Here is a 21508-nt window from a genome sequence, read left to right on the forward strand (position 1 = left end):
AGCGGACAACGACTGCCTGCCGCGTCGTCGTATCGCCGGTTTGTGAGCTGGCTGGCTGATCGTGACCTCGACGCCGCGCGTGCCGCCTGGCGCGAGGTGCTCGCCGGCTTCGAGACCCCCACCCTGGTAGGTCCGGCCCGACGGATTGCGCTGGGGCAGCGACGCATTCGATCGTTCCGGGTGTCCGAAACGACGACGGGCGCGCTCACCGACCTGGCGCGGTGGTGTCACACCACCGTCAACACCGTGCTGCAGGCCGCCTTCGCGCAGCTGTTGACATCATTGACCGGCCAACACGACATCGCCTTCGGCACCACCGTCTCGGGCCGCCCGGCAGAGGTGGTCGGCGCCGATTCGATGGTGGGCCTGTTGATCAACACGGTGCCGGTGCGGGCGCGCATCACCGCGACAACCACCACCGCAGATCTGCTCGAGCAGTTGCAAGCCGAGCACAACGACACATTGGAGCACCACCACGTGGCGCTCGGCGAGATTCACCGAATCACAGGTCAGGAACAGCTGTTCGACGCGCTGTTCGTCTACGAGAACTACCCGATCGATACCGGCGTGCCGCTGGGCGACGACCAGGAACTGACCATCACCGACTTCGCCGTGCGGGAATCCACCCACTACCCGCTGACGGTGCAAGCGCTGCCGGGCCACCAACTCGGTTTCCGCGTCGAATACGACACCGATGTGTTCGACGAAGACAGCATCGAGGCGCTCGTCGAGCGGTTCGAGACGGTGTTGGGAGCGATGACCACGGACCCGACCGGGCGGCTGTCGTCGATCGATCTACTCGACGCCGCCGAGCACGCCCGCCTCGATGACGTTGGCAACCGGGCGGTGTTGACCCAGCCGGCAGCCAGTCCGATGGCGATTCCGGTGTTGTTCGCCGCGCAGGTGGCGCGTACCCCTGATGCGGTCGCGGTCAGCTGCGCGGGCCGTGCACTGACCTACCGCGAGCTGGATGAGGCCGCCAACCGGCTGGCGCACCGGCTGACCGAAAACGATGCGGGTCCGGGACAGTCTGTGGCACTGATGTTTTCGCGGTCAGTCGAGGCAATCACGGCGATTGTCGCGGTGCTCAAAACCGGGGCGGCCTATCTGCCGATCGACCCCGCGTTGCCGACAACGCGGATCGCGTTCATGCTCGCCGATGCCGCGCCGATCGCGGCGATCACCACCACCGAGCTGGCCGGCCGCCTGGAAGCCCATGACGTGCCGGTCGTCGACGTCAACGATCCCCAAATCTCGGCCTATCCATGCACGGCCTTGCCTGCGCCCGCGCCCGACGATCTGGCCCACCTCATCTACACCTCGGGCACCACCGGTATGCCCAAGGGCGTGGCGGTCACCCACCACAACGTCACCCAGCTCTTCGACTCGCTGGACGCCGGCATCGAGTTGGGGCCGGGTCAGGTGTGGACCCAATGCCATTCGTATGCCTTCGACTTCTCGGTGTGGGAGATCTGGGGCGCCCTGCTGCACGGCGGCCGGCTGGTGGTGGTGCCCGAGTCGGTGGCCCGCACTCCGCAAGCCGTCCACGACCTGCTGATCGCGGAACACGTCAGCGTCCTCACCCAAACCCCCTCGGCCGTAGGTGTTTTGACGCCCGAAGGGTTGGAGTCGACGGCGTTGGTGATCGGCGCCGAGGCCTGCCCGGCCGAGCTGGTGGATCGCTGGGCGCCCGGGCGGGTGATGGTCAACGTCTACGGCCCCACCGAGACCACGATGTGGGCGTCCAAGAGCGCACCGTTGACGCCGGGAACCGGTGCGCCGCCGATCGGTTCGCCGGTGCCGGGCGCGGCGTTCTTCGTACTCGACGGGTGGTTGCGTCCGGTGCCGACCGGCGTGGTCGGGGAGCTGTATCTGGCCGGTCGCGGCGTGGGCTGCGGATACTGGCACCGGTCCGGGTTGACCGCGTCGCGGTATGTGGCGTGCCCGTTCGGGGCTCCCGGGCAGAGGATGTATCGCACCGGGGATCTGGTGCGCTGGCGCCCCGACGGCCAACTGGACTATCTGGGCCGCGCCGACGAGCAGGTCAAGATCCGCGGGTATCGCATCGAACTCGGCGAGATCCAGTCGGCCTTAAGCGGTTTGGACGGCGTAGCACAGGCGGCGGTGATCGCCCGCGAGGACCGCCCGGGCGACAAACGCCTCGTCGGCTACATCACCGGCACCGCCGACCCGGCCCGGATCCGCGACCAATTGGCCGAGCGGCTGCCGGGCTACATGGTCCCGGCCGCGGTGGTGGCCCTTGACGAACTGCCGTTGACGCCCAACGGAAAACTCGACACCCGCGCCCTGCCTGCCCCCGAATACACCGCTGGCCATTACAGTGCCCCGGCCACGGCTGTCGAGGAGACCCTGGCCGGCATCTACGCCCAAATACTCGGCGTCGAGCGCGTCGGCGTCGACGACTCGTTCTTCGACATTGGCGGCGATAGCATTTCGGCGATGCGCCTGGTGGCCGCCATCAAGGTAGCGCTGGACGCCGACGTCGCGATACCCACCGTGTTCGAGGCGCCCACGGTACGAGGTTTGAGCCAGCGGGTCCAAACAGATACCGCTTCGCTGCCCGACTTGCTTCCGGTCCAGACTCTGAAGAACGGCACCGGCGTCCCGCTGTTCTGCATTCATGCGGCCAGCGGTGTGAGCTGGCCCTACCGAGCCCTCGGCGCTCACCTGGACTGCCCGATCATCGGCCTGCAACAGACCCTGCGGGGCGAAGAAGACGAACCCCGGTCAATTCGCGAAATGGCCGAAAACTATGCCAACCGAATCCAGAACATTTATCCGAGCGGGCCTTACAAGCTTCTCGGCTGGTCGTTCGGCGGCGTCGTCGCCCACGAAGTCGCCGTCGAGCTTCGGCGTCGCGGGTGCGTCGTCACCGGCCTTGTCCTCCTGGACGCTCAACCCGCCCTCGATAGCAGCATGCTTAGGCGAAATGCTCTGGCCGAGAAGGACATACTGGAAGAAGTCTTGCGGCTCTATCGCATAGACGTTCCGGACCAAGACGAGCCGCTGACGTACGAGCAGGCAGAAGAACTGGTGCGCGAGCGCGGTGCCGGAGAGCTTGGCCGATACCGCCAGGTTCTGGATTCGATCGTCCGACACACCAACGACAACGTGGCGCTGTATCAAGCACACCGGCCCGATGTATTCGAGGGCAACGTCGTCATATTTGCTGCCGCGCATCGGGGCTCGTATCTTCGGCAAAGCTGGCGGCCCTATGTGGCCGGCGACCTCGCCGTGCACCCGACCGACTGCACGCATCAAGAAATGCTGACTGCGGAAGCGCTCGGCATGTACGGCGACCGGCTCAAGCACGCATGCCTGTCGCGCCCGGCCACCGTGGCGGTGTCTCGGCTCCAGCCGTACGCGGCCCCGGCGTTTGCCGAAATGTCGGCGCTGGGCGCGCGCAACGGCACGGTGGATCTCGGGGTCGGATATCCCGACGAGGACGGACCCCCCGTGATGCTGCAGGCGGCCCAACACGCGATTGCCGAAGGCTTCAACCAGTACCCGCCCGGAACGGGCATCGCGGCCCTGCGGCAGGCCATCGCCGGTCAGCGCAAGCGGCATTTCGGCGTCGAATATGACCCGGACAGCGAGGTATTGGTGACGGTCGGGGCCACCGAGGCCGTCGCGTCGGCGGTGCTGGGCCTGGTCGAGCCGGGGTCTGAGGTGGTGTTGATCGAGCCGTTCTACGACTCGTATTCGCCGGTGGTAGCGATGGCCGGTGCCCGGCGGGTGATCGTACAGTTGGTGCCCGACGGCAATGGCTTCGCCCTTGACGTCGACGCGCTGCGGCGCGCGGTGACAACACGGACCAGGGCGCTGATCGTCAACTCGCCCCACAACCCGACCGGCTTGGTGCTGACGGCGGACGAGCTTGCCGCCGTTGCGGAAATCGCGGCGGACGCCGACCTGCTGGTGATCAGCGACGAGGTGTACGAGCAGCTCGTATATCCCTCGCCCCGCGGGCACCGCCACCTGCCTCTGGCCGGCTTCGACGGCATGGCCGAGCGCACCATCACCGTCTCGAGCGCGTCCAAGATGTTCAACTGCACCGGGTGGAGGATCGGATGGGCCTGCGGCCCAGCGGAACTCGTTGCCGGGGTGCGCACGGCCAAACAGCACTTGAGCTACGTGGGCGGCGCGCCGTTTGAGCACGCGGTGGCGCTGGCGCTGAATTCCGAGGATGCCTGGTTGGTGGCACGGCGAAACTTGCTGCGGGCCAGGCGGGATCGGCTCGCGACAGCCTTGACCGAGATCGGGTTCGGCATGCACGACAGCGCCGGCACCTACTTCCTGTGCGCTGACCCGCGTCCGCTGGGTTACGACGACAGCACGGCGTTCTGCGCGGCGCTGGCCGAGAAGGCGCAGGTGGTCGCGATGCCCATGTCGGACTACTGCGATCCGGCGGCTGAACATGCTGCGGTGTGGAATCACTTGGTGCGCTTCAACTTTGCGAAGCAAGACCAAACCCTTGACGAGGCGATCAGGCGACTCGCCGCGCTCCGGAACGGGCGGTAGCGATCAGCCCCGGCTAGCTACCACGATCTGCGGCTTGAACGGCCCGCGGCGCAACTCGACCGTGATGGCCGGATCGGCATGGCGGGCAAGCGCACGCAGCGCCGACGGGCTGTAGGCGCGCAGCGAGCTGATGAACCCGTCATGCGCGCTGGGGCGCACCGGCGCCAACGGCAGGCGCAACGCCAAGGCCACGAGGTGCAGCAATGACGGCGGCCGTGGTAAGTCGATGATCAGCAGCTTGCGCGCGGCGCGGGTGCCTTCGGCAAACGCCCGGCAAGCCATGGCCGGCGGCAGGTGGTGGAAGGACAGCGCGAACACCGCAAGGTCGTAGCGCCCGTCGGGCGCATCGATGGCGGTGGCGTCCATCTCCCGTACGGTGGCGCGCGGGTGACTGCCGAGGTCGCCGGCGGCGATGGCGGCCACCGACGTGGGCTCGACATCGGTGACGGTCACCCGGGCCGTGGGACTCATCGCCAGCAGCGCACGCGATATGCCGCCCAGGCCGGCACCCAGTTCGAGGATTTTGGGATCGGTCACGTCGGTCACTTCGGCCAGCGCGATGCGCGCGAAGTTCTTGTGCCAACCGAAAATTCGTCCGCTGCGGTCCAGGGAGCGGATCACTTTGGCTTTCTTGTCGCCGACGTCGTCGCGGTCCAGGTATTCGAGACGGTCGGTCTGCAACCGTCGGTCCAGCCACGATGCGTCCGGGCCGCCGCGCGGCATGTTGTCGATGTCAAAGGCCGCCATGTAGTCCATCATTACGTCCTTGGGCCACCTTCTGGAGGCGGATTCGGCGCGACGGTGACTTCAGCGATTTCCTGGCCATGCAGGAAATTCGACTGCCGGAGTACTTCGCGGCCCGTCACGGCGATCGACGAAACGCGGCGTGCCAGCACGGTCAACAGACTGCGCAACTCGAGACGGGCCAACACCGCGCCGACGCAGTAGTGCGGGCCGCCGCCGAAGGACAGATGCGGATTCGGGTCGCGGTCCACGATGAAACGCTCACCGTCAGGGAACGCAGCTTCGTCGCGGTTCGCCGAAGGTATCCACACCACGACGCGATCGCCCGATCGGATCCGCGCGCCCCCGAGAACGACATCGCTGGTGGCGGTGCGCATCACATGTCCGGGCGGCGACGTCCAACGCAGGATCTCCTCCACCGCCGACTTGAACAGCTCCGGGTGCTCGCGCAACTGTTGCCAGCAACCGGGGTCCCGGGCGAAGGCCACGATGGCGCCGGATACCGCCAGCGGAGTCGTCTCAAGGCCGCCGGTGAGCATCCCGTCGCAATTCAGCAAGATCTCGTCGTCGCTGAGCGGGCGGCCGTCGACGGTTGTCTGCGACAGCGCGGTGACAAAGTCGTCCTGCGGGTCAGCCCGGCGCTGCTGCAGCAGCTCGTCGAGATACATGAAAAGTTCACCGTGGGCTTCGGCGGCGTCCTGCGCAACGTTGGTGGCGTAGGCGGCGTCGGTCAGCCTGCCCAGTTTCGCCCAGTCCGCATGCGGAATTCCCAGCACTCGCGCAAGTACCTGGCGCGCGATGACGGCGCCCAGGTCTTTGACGGCGTCAAAAGTGCACCCGCCCGCAATAAGCTCGGCAAGCAGCTTCTCGATGTCGTCCTCGATCGCGGATTGCATCCGGTCAACTGCGGAACTCGACAGCCACGCCGAATGTGCGGCGCGCAATCTGCGGTGATTGGCGCCGTCGGTGACGACCAGCATTTTTCCCGACGCCAACGCGACCGCCCGGGCGTTGGAGCCCAGGCGCATGCCCGAGCCCGAGGCGAAGTCTCGAGGATTCTGCAGCACTTCACGCGCCAACTGGTGGGTGGTGACGGACCAGAATTCGCCGTGGCTGACAGAGTGGGTCCAGGCGACCGGATGCGCGCGGCGCGCCGCCTCCCACACCTGGTATCGATTGGGCGCAGCGTGAAACGACGGGTCGGCAGGGTCGCCAGATGCTGCGTCCAGCTGCCACATGGGCCAGCGCCCGTTCAGCGCACGCGACGGGTGTTGGGGCGCGTCCCTTTGATCCATGCTCGAAATCGAGCGTAACCAGCCGGGCGCGAATCGGTCCAGTACGCACGCGTACCCTCGTCGTTACCTTTGAAAGACAAGGAGCATCGGATGCGAGTAATCGTCGACGAGTCCCTGTGCGAGGCCAACGGGTTCTGTGAATCGTTGGCCCCGGATGTGTTCGAAATCGGCGACGCCGACGTGGTGCAGATCGCCGACGGCGAGGTGCCGCAGCACTTGGAGATCGACGTGCGCGCCGCCGTCGACCAGTGTCCGAAAGCCGCTCTGCGACTTATCGATTGATCACCGTAACGCGATCGACATCTCGTCGTAGATCGACATGTTGGTAACCAGGCTGGGGTAAGCAACTTTCGGCGGACCCAGCTCGATGCGGTCGGCCCGCAACAGCAGCTCGTCGAATACCGCGCGCAACTCGGCGCGAGCCAGGAACGCGCCCAGGCAATGGTGCGGCCCGCCGCCGCCGAACGCCACATGCGGGTTGGGCGCCCGGCCGATGTCGAAGGCGAACGGCTCGTCGAACACTTCCTCGTCGCGGTTCGCCGAGCGCAGCATCGACACGATGCGCTCACCGGCAGGGATGTGTTGGCCGTCGAGCTCGATGTCGACATTGGTGGTGCGCGTCCAGTACGCGACCGGCGTGGCCCACCGCAGCACCTCCTCGACGGCGCCGGTCCGCACCGACTCCTCGGCGCGGTAGCGCTCGATCTGATCGGGGTTGGCGACGAACGCCTGCAGCCCGGCGGCCAGAGCGTTCTTGGTGGTGTCGCTGCCGGCGAAGGCCAGCACGAAGAAAAAGATCTCCAGCTCGTTGGCGGGCAGCCGGAACTGCTCGCCGTCGTCTCCGACGATCTCCGCAGCGGCCAGCGTGCTCCAGATGTCGTCGGCCGGATTGTGCCGCTTCTCCGCGGTGAGCTCGAGCGCGTAGCCGAAGATGGTGCCGTAGAGATCCAGTTCTTCCTGCTCGGAAAGCCGGGCCGTGGGGGAGCGGGCGGTCAGGATGCGGTCGAAGACGCCGAAGATACGGGGCCGGTCTTGATCCGGGATGCCGATGATGTCGCCGATCACCGTCATCGGGAGCGCGTCGGCGACGTCGGCGATCCAGTCGCCGCCGCCGCGAGCCAGCAGGTCGTCGACCATCCGCGCGGCGCGGGCGCGGATGCCGTCCTCGAGCTTGGCGATCGCGCGCGGAGTGAACGCGCTGGAAATGAGCTTGCGGCGCTTGCTCAACTCGGGCGGGTCCATGTTGATGATCGTCGGGTACGACGAGAACGTGTCGAGCGGCTGGACGAGCGGGCCGTCCTTCGCCGTGAACGAGTCGGCGTCACGGTGGATGCGCACGGCGTGCCGGTGTTTGGTGGTGATCCAAAACTCGCGTTGGGCGCCGACCTTGGCGACGCCGGGGGTGAGTTGATGCCGGAAGATCGGCTTGTTGCGCCGTAGGTCGGCGAACAACGCGTCGGGAAAACCATTGCGCCACAATGTGAAATCCGACAGGTCCAATTCGGCCGTGGTCATGCCCAACCTCCAGCCTGCCGGTCGGTTGACGTGCAATGACTAAGATAGTAACAATTGGTGTCAGTGCCAACGTCGAGTCGTTGGGCGATTGGTGACGCAATCACCCCGACAAGTCGACGCTCGGCCGGGGAGAGGGAGAACTCGACCATGGATCCGTCGGAACGCGAATTCGGGGCGGCCGGCATTGCGCTGTCGACGTACCGCTTCCCGACCGGGTGGTTCATCGTCGGGTTCGCCTCCGAGCTGCCTGCCGGCGAGGTCAAGCGGGCGCATTACTTCGGCGAGGAGTTGGTGCTCTTCCGCACCGAGTCCGGCCAGGTGCACGTGCTCGATGCGTACTGCCAGCACCTCGGCGCGAACATGGGCGTCGGCGGCACCGTGGAGGGCGAGAACATCGTCTGCCCCTGGCACGGCTGGCGCTGGCGCGGCGACGGAAGCAACGCACTGATCCCGTACAGCAAGATCGGCTGCAAACAGAACGTGCGCATCCGCACCTACCCGTGCACCGAGTGGTACGGCTTCATTTTGGTCTGGCACGAGCGCCACGGCCGTGCGCCGTACTGGCAACCGCCGGTGCTGCCCGAGTTGGAGACGGGCGAGTACTACCCGCTGCACCCGCACAGCCGAATGCTCAACCGGGTCAAGGTGCACGCGCAGATGATCATCGAGAACGCGGCGGACCCGTATCACGTGCAGTACGTGCACAAGGCCGCCAGCCCGGCGAACACCGCGTCGTTCGAGGTGTCCGGCTATCACCTGCACGCCACCGTCAACGCCCACTTCGGTGGCGGCCGGGCGCAGACCTGGCTGACCCCTCACGGCCCGGTGGACGCCAAGATCATCTACGACAACTACTCGCTCGGGCTGGGCGTGGTCCGGTTCCCCGGCGATCTGGTCGCCACCATTCAGGTCACCGGGCAGACCCCGGTCGACGAGGACTACACCGACTACTTCTACACCCAGGCCTCGGTTCGCGAGCCCGGCGACACCGGTGAGGTGCCCACCGGGCGGGCCGCGAGATTCCTTGCGCTGCAACAAGAAGTCATCAAGCAAGACTTCTTCACCTGGGAGAACATGAAGTACCTCGAGAAGCCGAACCTGGCGCCGGAGGAAGCACGTGACTACGCGGCCCTGCGCCGTTGGGCGCACCGCTTCTACCCGGGCGAACAGCCTTCACCCGGCGACTTCGGATACACCCCGGACGGTCAGCCCGACCCGGCAGCCGCACAAGCCTGATGCCGATCGGGCCGGCTGATTTCGGCGTCGAGGCATTCAGCGTCCCGGCGGTGCTCGACCGGCGCGCCGAGCAGTTTCCCGACCGGGTGATGATGTCGGTGGCCGGCACGCCGGTGACCTTCGAACAGATGCGACGGCGATCCGCCGCAGCGGCGAAAGTGTTGCAGGACCGAGATATTGGCCGTGGGGATTGCGTCGCGCTGTTCACCGCGACCTGCCCGGAGTGGATCTACTTCTGGCTGGGTGCCGCGCGCATCGGTGCGGTGACCGCCGCCGTCAACGCCGCCAACAAGGGCGAGTTCCTGCTGCACGCGCTGCGGGTCTCGCAAGCGAAAGCTGTTTTCACCGATGCCGAACGGCGCCCGCGCGTCGACGAGGTGTCAGACCGGTTGCCGATGCTCAAAGAGCTGCTGATGCAGGGTGATTCGCTCGACGAGGGTGCTTCGGGGGCGGACGACCCGGCTGACGGCGGCGAGGTCGGATCGCTGTTTTTCACTTCCGGCACCACCGGTGCGTCCAAAGCGGTTGCCACCAGCTGGCACTACCTGTTCACCGCGGCGGCGACGGTCGCGTCGGCGTGGAAATTGGTTGCGGGCGAGGTGCTGTGGACGGCGATGCCGTTGTTCCATCTCAGTGCGGCGCCGTCGGTGCTGGCGCCGATGCTGGTTGGCGGGACCACCGTGCTGGCACGTGCCTTTCATCCCGGTTCGGTGTGGGACGAGGTGCGGGCCTGCGGCGCGGTGGGCTTCGCCGGCGCCGGCGCCATGGTGTCGATGCTGTGGAACCAGCCGCCACATCCAGGCGATGCGCAGCTGCCGTTGCGGTTCATCTCCGCAGCGCCCATCGACGCCGCCATTTACCGCGACATCGAAAAGCGTTACGGCTGCCGCGTTGTCACGATGTACGGCCTGACCGAGGCCTTCCCGATCACCGTCAAGAGCGTCGACGAGGATGGGGTGCCCGGAACGTCGGGCCGGCCCAACCCGAGCTTCGACGTGACAATCCTCGACCCCAGCGGTGACCCGGCGTCGGCCGGGACCGTCGGCGAGATCGCGTGCCGGCCCAGGTATCCGCATGTGATGAGCGAGGGGTATGTCGGCAGCGACGGCAGAGTCGAGCCGCACCCGCAGTGGTTTCGCACCGGTGATCTCGGTGTGCTGGACGACCAGGAAAACCTGACTTACCTTGACCGCGTGAAGGATTCGCTGCGCCGGCGCGGCGAGAACATCTCGTCGGTGGAAGTCGAGGCAACCGTGCTACGCCATCCGGCTGTTGCCGAAGCGGCAGCGGTCGGGGTGCCCAGCGAGTTGGGCGAGGACGACATCCTGCTGGTCGTGACGCTGCGACCGGAGTCGTCGGTGGACTACGTTGAGTTGCTGGACTTCTGTTCGGCGCGGATGCCGTATTTCTGTGTACCCCGCTATATCGAGGTCGTGGACGAGATTCCCAAGACCATCATTGGGCGGATACGCAAAGATGTCTTGCGGGCCCGCGGGCTCGGTCCGGGCGCCTGGGACCGGGAACGTCACGGATACATCGTCAGCCGATGAGGTGGGGAGGAACCACGATGAGCATGAGCTACCAGCAGCAGTACCTGCTCGACGGCGCTACGGGACGCGACGCCATCCTGGATCTGACCGCCCGCCACAACCGGTGCTACTCCGACGGCGACCGCGACGGCTGGATCGCGACGTTCCGGCACTCCGGCGCCAGCTACGTCCGCGGCGGTGAGGAGTTCAGCGACTTGCGTGCCGCCTTCGACGGCGGCGGCGGGCAGCGGCTGGTCAGCGTCGATCACGAGATCAGCGTCGACGGCATCGACGCCATCCAGCGCTGCGTCGCGCTGCTTTACGCTGTTGGTGACGACGGCGTGGCCGCGCTGCGCGCCACGGGCACGTACCGCGATCGGCTCATCTACGAACGCGGCGGGTGGTACTTCACTTCCCGTGAACTGCAATGGGATTCGGCGCCAGCTCGGGTATGACGGGGATCCAACTCGCGTTCGGCACCTACGAAGACGCGCTGCGGATGGTCGGAGTGACGTCCGAGCCACGAACCGCGGGCACGGCGGTCAGCGCGGCGCGCATCCAGATGTTCGCCGCGCTGGTCCGCGACCCCAACCCGTCGTACTGGGACGCCGAATTCGCCACGGAGGCATGGGGTGGCCTGCTGGCGCCGCCTGCGCTGCTGATGGGCTGGCTGATACCACCGCCGTGGCTGCCGACGGGCGCGTCGCGGGTGACGGCGATCGCGCTGCGGGTGCCGCTGCCCGGCACCACGTTCGTCAACGCCGCCAACGACGCCGAATTCCTGCTGCCCATTGTCGAAGGCGATCGGCTGACCGTTGTCGAGGAGGTGGTGTCGGTGTCACCGGAAAAGCGGACCCGCCTCGGGGTCGGGCATTTCGTCGAGACGCTCGACACCTTTACCCGCCAGGACGACGCGGTGGTGGCCCGCAACCGAAACACGTTGTTCCGCTTCACTCCCGAGCCGGCGAGATGAGCGTGCAATGGGACCGGCTCACTGTCCCGGTTGAACTACCAGTGGTGCTCGACGAGATCGACTACCAGCGAGTCGTCATGAACTCCGGTGCTACCTGGGACTACTTCCCCGGCCACTTCGATCCCGGGTACGCCTATAACCAAGGCCATCCAACGATTTTTGTCAACACCATGCACCTCGCCGGGTTCGCCGATCGCATCGCCACGGACTGGGCCGGCCCGGGGAGCCGGGTGGTGCACCGCACGATGCGCCTGGTCGGGCCGATCTACGCCGGCGACACCATGGTGGGCGGGGGACGCGTGGTCGCCAAGCGCACCGACACCAGCGTCGACCCGCCACGTTACCTGCTGGACCTGCAGATCGAGGTGAGCAACCAGCGCGGCGAGTTGTGTTGTCCGGTCGAGCTCACCTTGCAGGTACCGCCCTCGTAGGCGCTGAGTGTGGGCTTGGGGCACGCGAATTCGCGCGTAGCGTGACACAACTCCACATTCGGCGGATCGGCTAATTCAGCGGGCTCTTGCTGACGACCGACTGCAGCTCCACGTACTCGGCCAGGCCTTCGGGGCCGAATTCCCGCCCGATGCCCGATTGCTTGAAACCACCGAACGGGCTGGCGATGTCGAGCATGTACATGTTGATGCCATAGGTGCCGGCGCGCACCGCCGAGGCGATCTCCATGCCGTGGGCGGCATCGGCCGTCCACACCGACCCGGCCAGACCGTAGTCGCTGTCGTTGGCGATGCGCACCGCGTTGTCCTCGTCGGTATAGGTCAGCACCGTAAGCACCGGGCCGAAGATCTCTTCCCGCGCGATACGCATGTCGTTGGTGGCGTCGGCGAACAGCGTCGGCCGCACGTACCAGCCGCGGTCGGTGGGCGGATCTTCGCCGCCGAGCACAATGCGGGCGCCCTCTTTGCGCCCGGAGCGGATGTAGTCCTGCACCCGGTGTTGCTGTCGTTGGGCCACAAGCGGTCCGATATCGGTGGCCTCGTCGAACGGATCACCGACCTGCAGGCCGGACATCATGTCGGCCAGCGCATCGACGACGTCGTCACGACGGCGTTCGCTGACCAGAATGCGGGTCTGCGCGACGCAGGCCTGCCCGTTGTTCATCAGCCCGGCGGTCTTCAGCCCGGCGACCGTCTTGTCGATGTCGGCGTCGTCGAGGATGATCGCCGCCGACTTGCCGCCCAGTTCCAGGCTCACCCGTTTGAGCTGCTCCCCGCAGATGGCGGCGATGCGCCGGCCGACGGCGCTGGATCCGGTGAACGCGATCTTGTCGACCCCCGGGTGGCGGACCAGCGCCTCGCCGACGTCGGGCCCACCGGTGACCACCGACACCACCCCGTCGGGCAGGCCGACCTGCTCGAGCATCTCGGCCAACCACAGCGCGTCCAACGGTGTTTCCGGCGCCGGCTTGACGACGACCGTGCAGCCGGCGATCAGCGCGGGAATCAGCTTGGGCATGATCAGGAATTGCGGCACATTCCACGGCACGATCGCGCCGACCACGCCCACAGGGGCGCGACGAACGAGAACCTCACCGCGCACGCCCTGGCGACGTTCCGCCCATGAGAAGTCACGCGCTGCCGCCAGCGCAAGGTGAATCATCGACGCCGCGCCGGCCCCTTGACCCAGCCGGCTGAAACTGCGCGGCGATCCCATCTCGGCGGTGATGAGGTCGGACATTTCGTCGACGTGGGGCGCGTAGACAGCGGCGAGCTCTTCGATCTTGGCCATCCGTTCGGCCGGGTCCAGCCGCGGCCACGGCCCGTGGTCGAAGGCGTGCCGCGCGGCGGTGACCGCGGCGTCGACATCCTCCGGGCCGCCCGCCGGCGCCTCGCCGATGGGCTCCTCGGAGTGCGGCGAGATCACCGTCAGCCGGCCCCCGTTCAAGGGTTTGCGCCACTGTCCGCCGATGAAAAGCTCGTCGTAGCAACGATGGTCAAGCTGCTCGGGCATACGGCACCGCCTCGTGACATGGCTATTACTGCTAACATAGCAAGAAAACGTGGGAACAGGAGTCCGTGTGGGCGACGACTGGCGCTGTTACCCGTATTCGTTGGTGCCCGACGACCCGATGCTGGAATTCCCCGCCGCCGAAGGCGAGCACCCCGACCAGGAGTCCGACACCTGGTTCGTCGCGGGCGAACTGACTGCCGCGTCTGGCCGGTCGTTCGCGTTCCTGACCATCTTCAACAAGAACCGTCCGGGCGGATCGGTGGTCGCCGACTTTTACACGATGGCGCTATTCGATTGCGAAGCAGGCACATACGGCACCTACACTAACTACGACATGCCGCCGCGCAACGCGGCCACGCCGAAACTATCCGCGACGGCAGGCCACCTCGACATCCGATACGAAAGCGGCGCCGGCATGGCCACGTGGACCACCTGCCGCGACGACGACGGCCAGCTGCTGCCCTACACCTACCGGCTCAACCTGGTCGGCGTCGATCAGGCCGGCGGGCCGATGGGTCTGGAGCTGGCGGTCACGCCGACGCGCAAGCCGGTTCCGCTGGGCGCATCGAAGTACGACGGCCGGATCGCCTGCTTCGGCCAGGACGACACGTATTCGTATTTCCAGACCCGAATGGCGATGACCGGGACGCTGCGCTGGGGCGACGTGTGCGAAGACGTCAGCGGCAGTGCGGGGCATGTCGACCGGCAGTGGTTTCCCCGCTATGCCGGCGGCGGCGGGACCGGGGGAGACCCGCGCGCCCGCTCCCACGAGTGGCGCACGATCAACCTGGACAACGGCGTCGACCTGAGCATCTGGCGACAGTTCGACCGCACCAACCACAATGCGCTGCAACCCTTCTCCGGGGTAACCGTGAGCTATCCCGATGCGCTCCCGGAGTGTGCCGAGGACGTCGAGGTCAGAATTGACAGCTATGTGCGCTGGCCGGAGTCGATTCGCCCCCTGGTGCCGCCCCTGTCGCAGGTCCGCTACATGCCGGACCGCCACCGACTCACCAGCGCCACATTGCAACTCGACCTCACCGGCGAGCCGCTGGTGGCCGCGCCGGCACATGCGCTGCCCATCGAATACATGGAGGGTCCGTACCGCTACCGCGGAACGCTGCGCGGAAAACCGGTGAGCGGCTTCGGGTTCTATGAGCGATCGCTGGCGCTCTACCGGGACTGGGAACTCGCCGATGTGCTCGCCCGGTGAGCTACCTGGGATGCGCCGAGATCGACGTCAGCGTGGCGTCTACTCGAACTTTTCCGCGCTAGCGTAGATCTCGCGGCCGAGGGCGTCGGCCCAACTCTTGTGACGATGCTGCAATCCGGGCTCGTTGCGGCCGAACAACAAATGGTCGCGCACTCCCGACTCCAGGTTGGCCTGTAACCCTTCGACCAGCCGGTAGTCCTCGTCACGCACGGTGGCGTGCGCATAGTCGAACACGGCCTGCGCGCCGGCTGCCACGGACTCGTCGGACAGATCCAGCGGCGTCGAATTCTGGTGCACCGTAATCGATCTGCCCGGCTTCTCGCCCGGGTAGATCCGGAAAAGCTCGCCGTTGGCGATCGTCACCGACAACACGATGTTGGGGAACAACGCGTAGATCACCACCATGTTCTGGAACGGATCCCATTGTTCCTCGGGAACGTTTTCCAGCTCGAGGATCGAGTTGAGCGGGAAGATCAACCGGTGATGCGCGCCGAAAGCGTCGAATACCGTGCAGTTGCTGCGCGCGATCGTCGCGAACGTCTGCCGGTGCACGGTGGCGAAATGGTAGTTCTCCGAAAAGGTGTCGACCGCGAGCTTCCAGTTGATCGGGGAGTCGAGGACCTTCTCGCCCAGCGGTGACCACCGCCCGATGCCCCACGAGTCGAGTTCCTCGGCCAGCGAGCCCAGATGCGCGGCGACGTCCAGCTCGGCATCGGATTGCAATGACACCCACAGGAATCCGGCGAACTCGGTGGCCGGCAACTCGGTCAGCCCGTCGGATTTCACGCCTACCCCCGGAAAGCCCTCCCGGCCGGGCACTCCCACCAGCCGCCCGGTGTTGTCGTACGTCCACGCGTGATACGGGCAGCTGAACCGCTTCGCCGTGCCACAGCCGCTGACCACCTGCGACTGCCGATGCAGGCAGACGTTCTCGAACGCCTTGACCGATCCGTCGGATATCCGGGTCAGCAGGACCGACCTGCCCATCACGGTCTTGGTGCAGTAGCTGCCCGGCGCCGGCAACTCGGAGACGTAACCGACCAGTTGCGGGCTGGCCAGCAGCATCGCCACGTCACGCTCGTGGCGCTCGAGCGACGTGTACTCGCGCGCGGCGACCGCGTGCTCGGCCGGCGCCAGGTCGGTGGTGTTGTCGCGCGCCAGTTTCACCGCGCGCCGGGTCAAGTCGATCAGCTGATCGCGGTCCATGCTTCCACTACAGACCTTGTCACCGTTGTAATGTCAAGGCGTGGCTGAGCAGTTGCTGATCGGCGACGTCACGGCCTTGACCGGGATCGCGCCGGGCCGCATCCGCCACTACGAGAAAATCGGGCTGTTGCGAGCGGAGCATCTGTCCAACGGCTACCGGGTCTTCGACGTCGGGCAGGTGCTCGACCTGTTGCGCATCGACTTGCTCCGAAGCCTCGGCCTGGCCATCAAAGACATCCAGCGGTTGGCCGACCAGACCACCCTGGCCGACGTCCTCGACGAACACCGCGCGTTGCTGGTGGCCCAGCGTGACCGGCTCGATCGACTGATCGCGGCCATCGACGCCGCCACCGCCATCCGAGACGACGACGTCAACGAACGCATCCTGCGGCGACTGGCCACCTCGCATCGCGACAGCATCGGTGTCATCGGGCGGCTGAGCGCCCCGCTGTCCCCGGCAACCGCTGAGATGTATACCGACCTGTTCGACGCCTGGGAGCTGCCGGTTCCGGCGCTGTTCGGTCAGATGGTCCTGCCGCCCGCGGCCAGCACACTGCTCGAGAAACTCGCCGAGACGCCGGGGCGCGACGTGCTGTTCGACCGACTGCGCAAACTTGCCGGCGAAGTTGTTGCTCTCGGCGAAAACCACTTGGCTGCAACCGAACTGGCACACACCTGGATCGACCAACAGTTGGCCGACCCGCTGCCCGACGACGTCGTGGACGCGCTGCGGTGCGTACAGCCGCTGCTGGAACGCGACCCCGTCATCGTCCAGGGATTTCGGACCTGGGCGGCGTCGATCACGCCCGCCGCGGCCCATTTCATCGACGAACTGACCCGGGAGACCGCCCGGCGCGGACTGGAAACGGTCAGCGTGATCGTGCTGCCGCCGGCAAGGGAAAGTTAGTCAGCCACCCGGCGGTTGCCAGGCGAATCCGCCGGGTGTATCGACGCAGCTGATCGGAACCCCCGTGTTCGAGACGGTTGCCGTGCCCGCCTGCTGAGGGCTGCAGGGCATGCCGAGGGCCGGCCGGGTGTCCAAAGGCGGCGCCGAGGTTGAGGGCGTCGTGGTCGTCGTCGCCGCGCGCGTCTCGGTCGTCGGTGATGTGCTCGTTGGCGCCGTGGTCGTCGCAGTAGACGACGGCGGTGTGCTGATTTCCGACGGCAGTGGCGGCGCGGGTACCGGCGCAGCAGGGGCGGGCGTCGGCAGCGTGGCCCTCGCCGGCGGCGGGACAGCGGGCCGGATCGTGGTCACCGGCGCCGGCGTCTCGACGCTTGGCGTGTCGTGGAACGAGCGCGACCGCAGCAGCATGACCGCGAAGTACCCGAGCAGCGCCACCGCCACGATTGTGAGAGCGAACGCCCCCGTTTGCAGCAGCCGGCGACGGCGCGCCGTCGCCGAGGCGTCCGCAGTCGCCGCGCGAGCGACCGCTGGTTCGAAGAACGTGGCCTGGTCAAACTCGTTGTCTTCCCAGACTTCTTCTGGTGGCTCCGCGACGGCCTCGTCCGCTTCGTCAGCCATTGCATCGGACACCGCAGGCTCGGGGAACGTGGTGGCATCGTCGAATTCGTTGTCGTGCCAGACATCTGGTGGCGCTGCTGCGGTTTCGTCAGCTTCGGGGAACGTTGCGGCGTCCTCGTACTCAGTGTCTTCCCACACATTTGGTGAAGCAGTTTCTTCAGTCGCGGGCATCGCGTCGTGCGCCGGCCATCCAAGGACTGCAGTGGCGTCGGCGTCTTGCAGGTCGGACCTATCGCGGTGATTCCCCTCGAGCGCTGCGGCGAAGTCTCGACAGCGCGGGAATCTGTCGGCCGCCGCCTTGGCGAGTGCGCGGGAAAAGGCCTCGTCGAAGTAGGCCAGTTCCGGCTTGACATCGCCCGGTCGTGGCGGTGATTCGTTGAGGTGCTTACTGATCACTACGGCAGGATTGTGGTGCGCGAACGGCGGCGACCCCGTCAATAGGTGAAAAGCGTTGCACGCCAACGCATATTGGTCGCTCGGGCCGTCGACCGAGTCGTCCATCAGCTGCTCGGGTGCGGCATAGCTCACGGCGCCGATCGTCATGTCCGTCTGCCGGGGTACACCGAAATCTGCCAGCAGGATTCGCCGCATACCCGATTCGGGTCTGGTCAGCAGTATGTTGCCCGGCTTCACATAGCCGTGCACCAGCCCATGGCCGTGGGCGTGGTCAAGCGCCTCCGCGACCGCGGTGACGATCTCGAGGACCTCGTCGGGCGGGACGCCATCGGGATAGGCATCGCTGAGCAGCTGAGTCGCGTCGGCGCCGTCGACGTAGTCCGTCAAGAGCCACAGCCGGCCCTCGAATTCGCCCCGGTCGTACAGGCCGACGATGTTCGGATGCCAGAGCGCCGCCGCCAGGTCAGACTCGCGGTAGAACCGCTCCTGGTACTCCGGGTCGGCGGACACGTCGGCGGGCAGGAGCTTGAGAGCGTGACGGCGCGGCAGCCTCGGGCGCTCGACTAGATAGACCTCGCCGTGCTGGCCAGAGCCCAGCGGCCGGACAATGCTGAATCCGGCTGCCGTCGCACCAGTGACCAGCGGCATGGGGAGGATCGTACAAGCTGGTGCCCGCAGACCAGAATTTCAGGCTCAGTGAACCGGGTGGTCACCGGCACACTGCGCGGGTAGTGCACGAAAACTAGGGCCAGCCGCCGGCAGGTGGCCGCGCGACTGACCCCTCAGCTCGGCCCTTGCGGACCCACGGCGAGCACCCGGCGGTGCTGAACCGCGCGACCAGGGGCCCGATGACCACGTCCTGGCTGTCGTTGCCGGCCTCCAGCAGGTTGCCGGCGTTGTCGTAGGTGTGCCACGAGCAGCCAGCACCGGCAACCCCGTTCGCCGCCGCGTAGAGGCCCGGCGACATCTCTCCGGGCACCGCATACGTCCCGGGCGGGATGAACGGCCCGGTGGACCCGGGCGCACCCGCCAGGACCGCCGCGGCGGCCTCGCATTTGTCGCGCGGAAATTCCTTGAGGCAGTTGCGCCAGCCGTATTCGCCGGCGATCAGCGGATACATCCGTTCCACCTCGGCGTTGGGCTGCCACAACGAGCCGTGCCGCACCCTCATACAGCGAATCGGGGTGTTCGAGTTCGAGAACGTGGTCGTGTTGATTTCCTCACGGGCACACGGCGCACCGATCGGTGGCCTGCCGTGCTCTGCGGCCGGAACCGCCGACGGTGTCGCGCGGGGCTGGCCGAGGATGCCGGCGGCGTGGGCAGTGAGCGACGCAGATCGCCGCGCGTCGCTCACCCGAGTGCCGGTGACGATGACCGATCCGGTCAGCATCATGGTCACGAGCATCGGGACGACGACGGCGGCCCGCACCAGCGGGTGGATCCGCGATGCCGAAGGCCTCCCGGCCGCCAGTCGGGTGCGCAGACGGCGCCCCCGTTTGCAGCGATCCCCCTTGAGCGCCTTCGCGAAATCCCGGCAGCAGGCGAACCTGTCGGCGGGGTCTTTGGACAGCGCGCGGGCCAGCACGGCATCGAGGTGCGCCAGTTCCGGCTTGATGTCGCTCAGCTTGGGCGGGACCCCGTTGAGATGCTGGCCGATCACCACCGCGGGATTGCTGTGCCGAAACGGTGGTGACCCGGTCAGCAGATGAAACGCGGTGGCGGCCAACGCATATTGGTCGGCCCGCCCATCGATGGGGGCGTCCACTAGCTGCTCGGGTGCCGCGTAGCTCATGGTGCCGACGGCCATGTTCGTCACCGTCAGCCCGCTGATTTCATCCAGCCGCCGGGCGATGCCGAAGTCTGCCAGCAGGATGCGTCGCCAGCCGCAGACCGGCTGGGTGATCAGGATGTTGCTCGGCTTCACATCGCGGTGCAGCAGACCACTGTCGTGGGCGTAGTCAAGGGCGTCGGCAATTGCACTGACGATCTCGATCACCTCGTCGGCCGGCATGCCGTCGGGATACCTGTCGTGCAGCAGCTTGGCGGCGTCGGAGCCGTCGACGTAATCCATCGAAATCCACAACTGGCCCTCGTATTCGCCCCGGTCGTGCAGGCCGACGATGTGTGGGTGCCACAGCGCCGCGGCCAGATCGGCCTCCCGGTTGAACCGCTCGCGGAACTCCGGGTCGGCGGACACGTCGGCGGGAAGCACCTTGAGCGCATCGCGGCGCGGCAACCTCGGGTGCTGGGCCAAGTAGACCTCACCCATCCCGCCCGACCCCAGGTGCCGGACGATGCGGAAACCGGCACACGTCGTGTCGCTCGCCAACGGCATGGGCGAATACTACAGATGTAATTCGGTCCTTGGCATGTGTCACCGCCGTGGCGTAATAGGACTTCTGATACTGGCGCGGCCAGTATTGCCGAAGTGGTAATTGATGCATTTGTCGTATCCTGTGACTCGTGCCTGTGTCCCGGCGCGAGGTGCTCAAGTACGCGGCCGCGACGCCAGCCCTGTTCGGTTTGGGCGTTGCGGCCTCGTCGCTGCGCGCCGCGATCGCCTCGGCCGGCCCGCTGGGCGTGCTGCTGGACTATGCGGCCGGCGTCATCCCCGCCAGCGACATCAAGGCGGCGGGCGCGGCAGGGTCGATCCGGTACGTGTCGGACCGCCGGCCGGGTGGCGCCTGGATGCTCGGCAAGCCGATCCAACTGGCCGAAGCCCGTGACCTGTACGGCAGCGGGCTCAAGATCGTGTCCTGCTACCAGTACGGCAAGCAGGACACCGCCGACTGGCTGGGCGGTCAGGGCGCCGGCGTCGCGCACGCCCAGCGGGGCTGGCAGTTGCACACCGCTGCGGGCGGACCCACCGGCGCGCCGATCTACGCCTCGATCGACGACGATCCGTCCTACGAGCAGTACAAGCAGCTGGTGGCGCCGTATCTGCGGGGCTGGGAGTCGGTGCTCGGCCATCAACGGGTCGGGGTCTACGCCAACTCGAAAACGATCGACTGGGCGCTGCAGGACGGGCTGGGATCCTACTTTTGGCAGCACAACTGGGGTTCGCCGCGCGGATACACCCATCCGGCCGCCAATCTCCACCAGGTGGAGATCGACAAGCGCAGCGTCGGCGGCGTCGGGGTGGACATCAACCACATCATGAAGCCGCAATTCGGCCAGTGGGACTGACGCGACGGCTCGCACACCTGACTCGCGGGTAAGGTTCCAGCAAACTTCTCAGACGCCCTCCGGCGGCCCGATTTACGTCGCCGACGGCGCGGCTCGGCGGCCGACGCCTCGCGGAGCACGCAACGAAGCCGAAAAATCAGACATAACGATTTTATAACAATACTGCCTTGATCAGCGCCGTTGTGCCTA

The 21508-nt window shown here is 66.7% G+C and carries 17 protein-coding genes and 1 pseudogene; 11 read left to right on the top strand and 7 right to left on the bottom strand.

What is annotated here, in order from left to right; all coding sequences use genetic code 11:
• Together AWB95_RS09635 and AWB95_RS23480 are read left to right on the top strand one after the other, a co-directional pair.
• Positions 1-3327 (top strand): annotated as a pseudogene (locus AWB95_RS09635) (non-ribosomal peptide synthetase); the annotation flags it as partial.
• A gap of 30 nt (positions 3328-3357) precedes the next feature.
• Complete coding sequence (locus AWB95_RS23480; RefSeq protein WP_062540291.1) at positions 3358-4542, top strand: pyridoxal phosphate-dependent aminotransferase; 1185 nt, start codon at positions 3358-3360, stop codon at positions 4540-4542.
• A gap of 3 nt (positions 4543-4545) precedes the next feature.
• On the opposite strand, the gene AWB95_RS09640 is transcribed toward AWB95_RS23480, so the two are convergent.
• Both AWB95_RS09640 and AWB95_RS09645 read right to left on the bottom strand, forming a co-directional pair.
• Complete coding sequence (locus AWB95_RS09640) at positions 4546-5301, bottom strand: class I SAM-dependent methyltransferase (protein ID WP_373280780.1); 756 nt, start codon at positions 5299-5301, stop codon at positions 4546-4548.
• A complete protein-coding gene (locus tag AWB95_RS09645; RefSeq protein ID WP_084707152.1) occupies positions 5301-6581 on the bottom strand; it encodes a cytochrome P450 in 1281 nt (426 codons plus the stop codon). Before AWB95_RS09645 ends, AWB95_RS09640 begins: the two co-directional genes overlap by 1 nt.
• Before the next feature lie 90 nt (positions 6582-6671).
• Here AWB95_RS09645 and AWB95_RS09650 point away from each other — a divergent pair, with 90 nt between their 5' ends.
• Positions 6672-6863: a ferredoxin gene (locus AWB95_RS09650; RefSeq protein WP_062540292.1), complete on the top strand. Its 192-nt coding sequence runs from the start codon at positions 6672-6674 to the stop codon at positions 6861-6863.
• Here AWB95_RS09650 and AWB95_RS09655 read toward each other — a convergent pair whose 3' ends face one another.
• On the bottom strand, positions 6864-8096 hold the full coding sequence (locus AWB95_RS09655; RefSeq protein WP_062540282.1) for a cytochrome P450: 1233 nt from the start codon (positions 8094-8096) through the stop codon (positions 6864-6866).
• A 147-nt stretch (positions 8097-8243) separates the two neighbouring features.
• Between AWB95_RS09655 and AWB95_RS09660 the strand changes: the two genes are divergently transcribed.
• From AWB95_RS09660 to AWB95_RS09680, 5 genes are read left to right on the top strand one after another with little or no spacing between them, the layout of a single operon-like run.
• A complete protein-coding gene (locus AWB95_RS09660; RefSeq protein WP_062540283.1) occupies positions 8244-9332 on the top strand; it encodes an aromatic ring-hydroxylating oxygenase subunit alpha in 1089 nt (362 codons plus the stop codon).
• On the top strand, positions 9332-10882 hold the full coding sequence (locus tag AWB95_RS09665; RefSeq protein ID WP_062540284.1) for an AMP-binding protein: 1551 nt from the start codon (positions 9332-9334) through the stop codon (positions 10880-10882). Before AWB95_RS09660 ends, AWB95_RS09665 begins: the two co-directional genes overlap by 1 nt.
• 17 nt (positions 10883-10899) lie before the next feature.
• On the top strand, positions 10900-11316 hold the full coding sequence (locus AWB95_RS09670) for a nuclear transport factor 2 family protein (RefSeq protein WP_062540285.1): 417 nt from the start codon (positions 10900-10902) through the stop codon (positions 11314-11316).
• A complete protein-coding gene (locus AWB95_RS09675) occupies positions 11289-11834 on the top strand; it encodes an FAS1-like dehydratase domain-containing protein (RefSeq protein ID WP_373280781.1) in 546 nt (181 codons plus the stop codon). Before AWB95_RS09670 ends, AWB95_RS09675 begins: the two co-directional genes overlap by 28 nt.
• A complete protein-coding gene (locus AWB95_RS09680) occupies positions 11831-12265 on the top strand; it encodes a MaoC family dehydratase (RefSeq protein ID WP_062540287.1) in 435 nt (144 codons plus the stop codon). The genes AWB95_RS09675 and AWB95_RS09680 overlap by 4 nt, the downstream gene beginning before the upstream one ends.
• 70 nt (positions 12266-12335) lie before the next feature.
• Here AWB95_RS09680 and AWB95_RS09685 read toward each other — a convergent pair whose 3' ends face one another.
• The gene (locus tag AWB95_RS09685) at positions 12336-13796 is read right to left on the bottom strand and encodes an aldehyde dehydrogenase (protein WP_062540288.1); all 1461 of its coding nucleotides are present in this window, start codon (positions 13794-13796) and stop codon (positions 12336-12338) included.
• Between the two features lie 67 nt (positions 13797-13863).
• Here AWB95_RS09685 and AWB95_RS09690 point away from each other — a divergent pair, with 67 nt between their 5' ends.
• Positions 13864-15009, top strand: a complete 1146-nt coding sequence (locus AWB95_RS09690; protein WP_099539528.1) for a lipocalin-like domain-containing protein — start codon at positions 13864-13866, stop codon at positions 15007-15009.
• 39 nt (positions 15010-15048) lie between these two features.
• Here AWB95_RS09690 and AWB95_RS09695 read toward each other — a convergent pair whose 3' ends face one another.
• Positions 15049-16215 carry an aromatic ring-hydroxylating oxygenase subunit alpha gene (locus tag AWB95_RS09695; RefSeq protein WP_062540289.1) on the bottom strand — a complete coding sequence of 389 codons (1167 nt, stop codon included), beginning with the start codon at positions 16213-16215 and terminating at the stop codon, positions 15049-15051.
• A gap of 40 nt (positions 16216-16255) precedes the next feature.
• Between AWB95_RS09695 and AWB95_RS09700 the strand changes: the two genes are divergently transcribed.
• Complete coding sequence (locus AWB95_RS09700; RefSeq protein WP_062540290.1) at positions 16256-17122, top strand: MerR family transcriptional regulator; 867 nt, start codon at positions 16256-16258, stop codon at positions 17120-17122.
• Here AWB95_RS09700 and AWB95_RS23945 read toward each other — a convergent pair whose 3' ends face one another.
• Positions 17123-18781 carry a serine/threonine-protein kinase gene (locus AWB95_RS23945; RefSeq protein ID WP_085168109.1) on the bottom strand — a complete coding sequence of 553 codons (1659 nt, stop codon included), beginning with the start codon at positions 18779-18781 and terminating at the stop codon, positions 17123-17125.
• Positions 18782-18875: 94 nt separating this feature from the next.
• Positions 18876-20468 (bottom strand): serine/threonine-protein kinase, encoded by a 1593-nt coding sequence (locus AWB95_RS09710; RefSeq protein ID WP_084707041.1) that lies wholly within the window; start codon positions 20466-20468, stop codon positions 18876-18878.
• A 128-nt stretch (positions 20469-20596) separates the two neighbouring features.
• Here AWB95_RS09710 and AWB95_RS09715 point away from each other — a divergent pair, with 128 nt between their 5' ends.
• Positions 20597-21319, top strand: a complete 723-nt coding sequence (locus AWB95_RS09715) for a DUF1906 domain-containing protein (RefSeq protein ID WP_062539469.1) — start codon at positions 20597-20599, stop codon at positions 21317-21319.
• The last annotated feature ends 189 nt before the right edge of the window (positions 21320-21508 follow it).

The organism is Mycobacterium celatum (genome assembly GCF_002101595.1).
GTDB lineage: Bacteria > Actinomycetota > Actinomycetes > Mycobacteriales > Mycobacteriaceae > Mycobacterium > Mycobacterium celatum.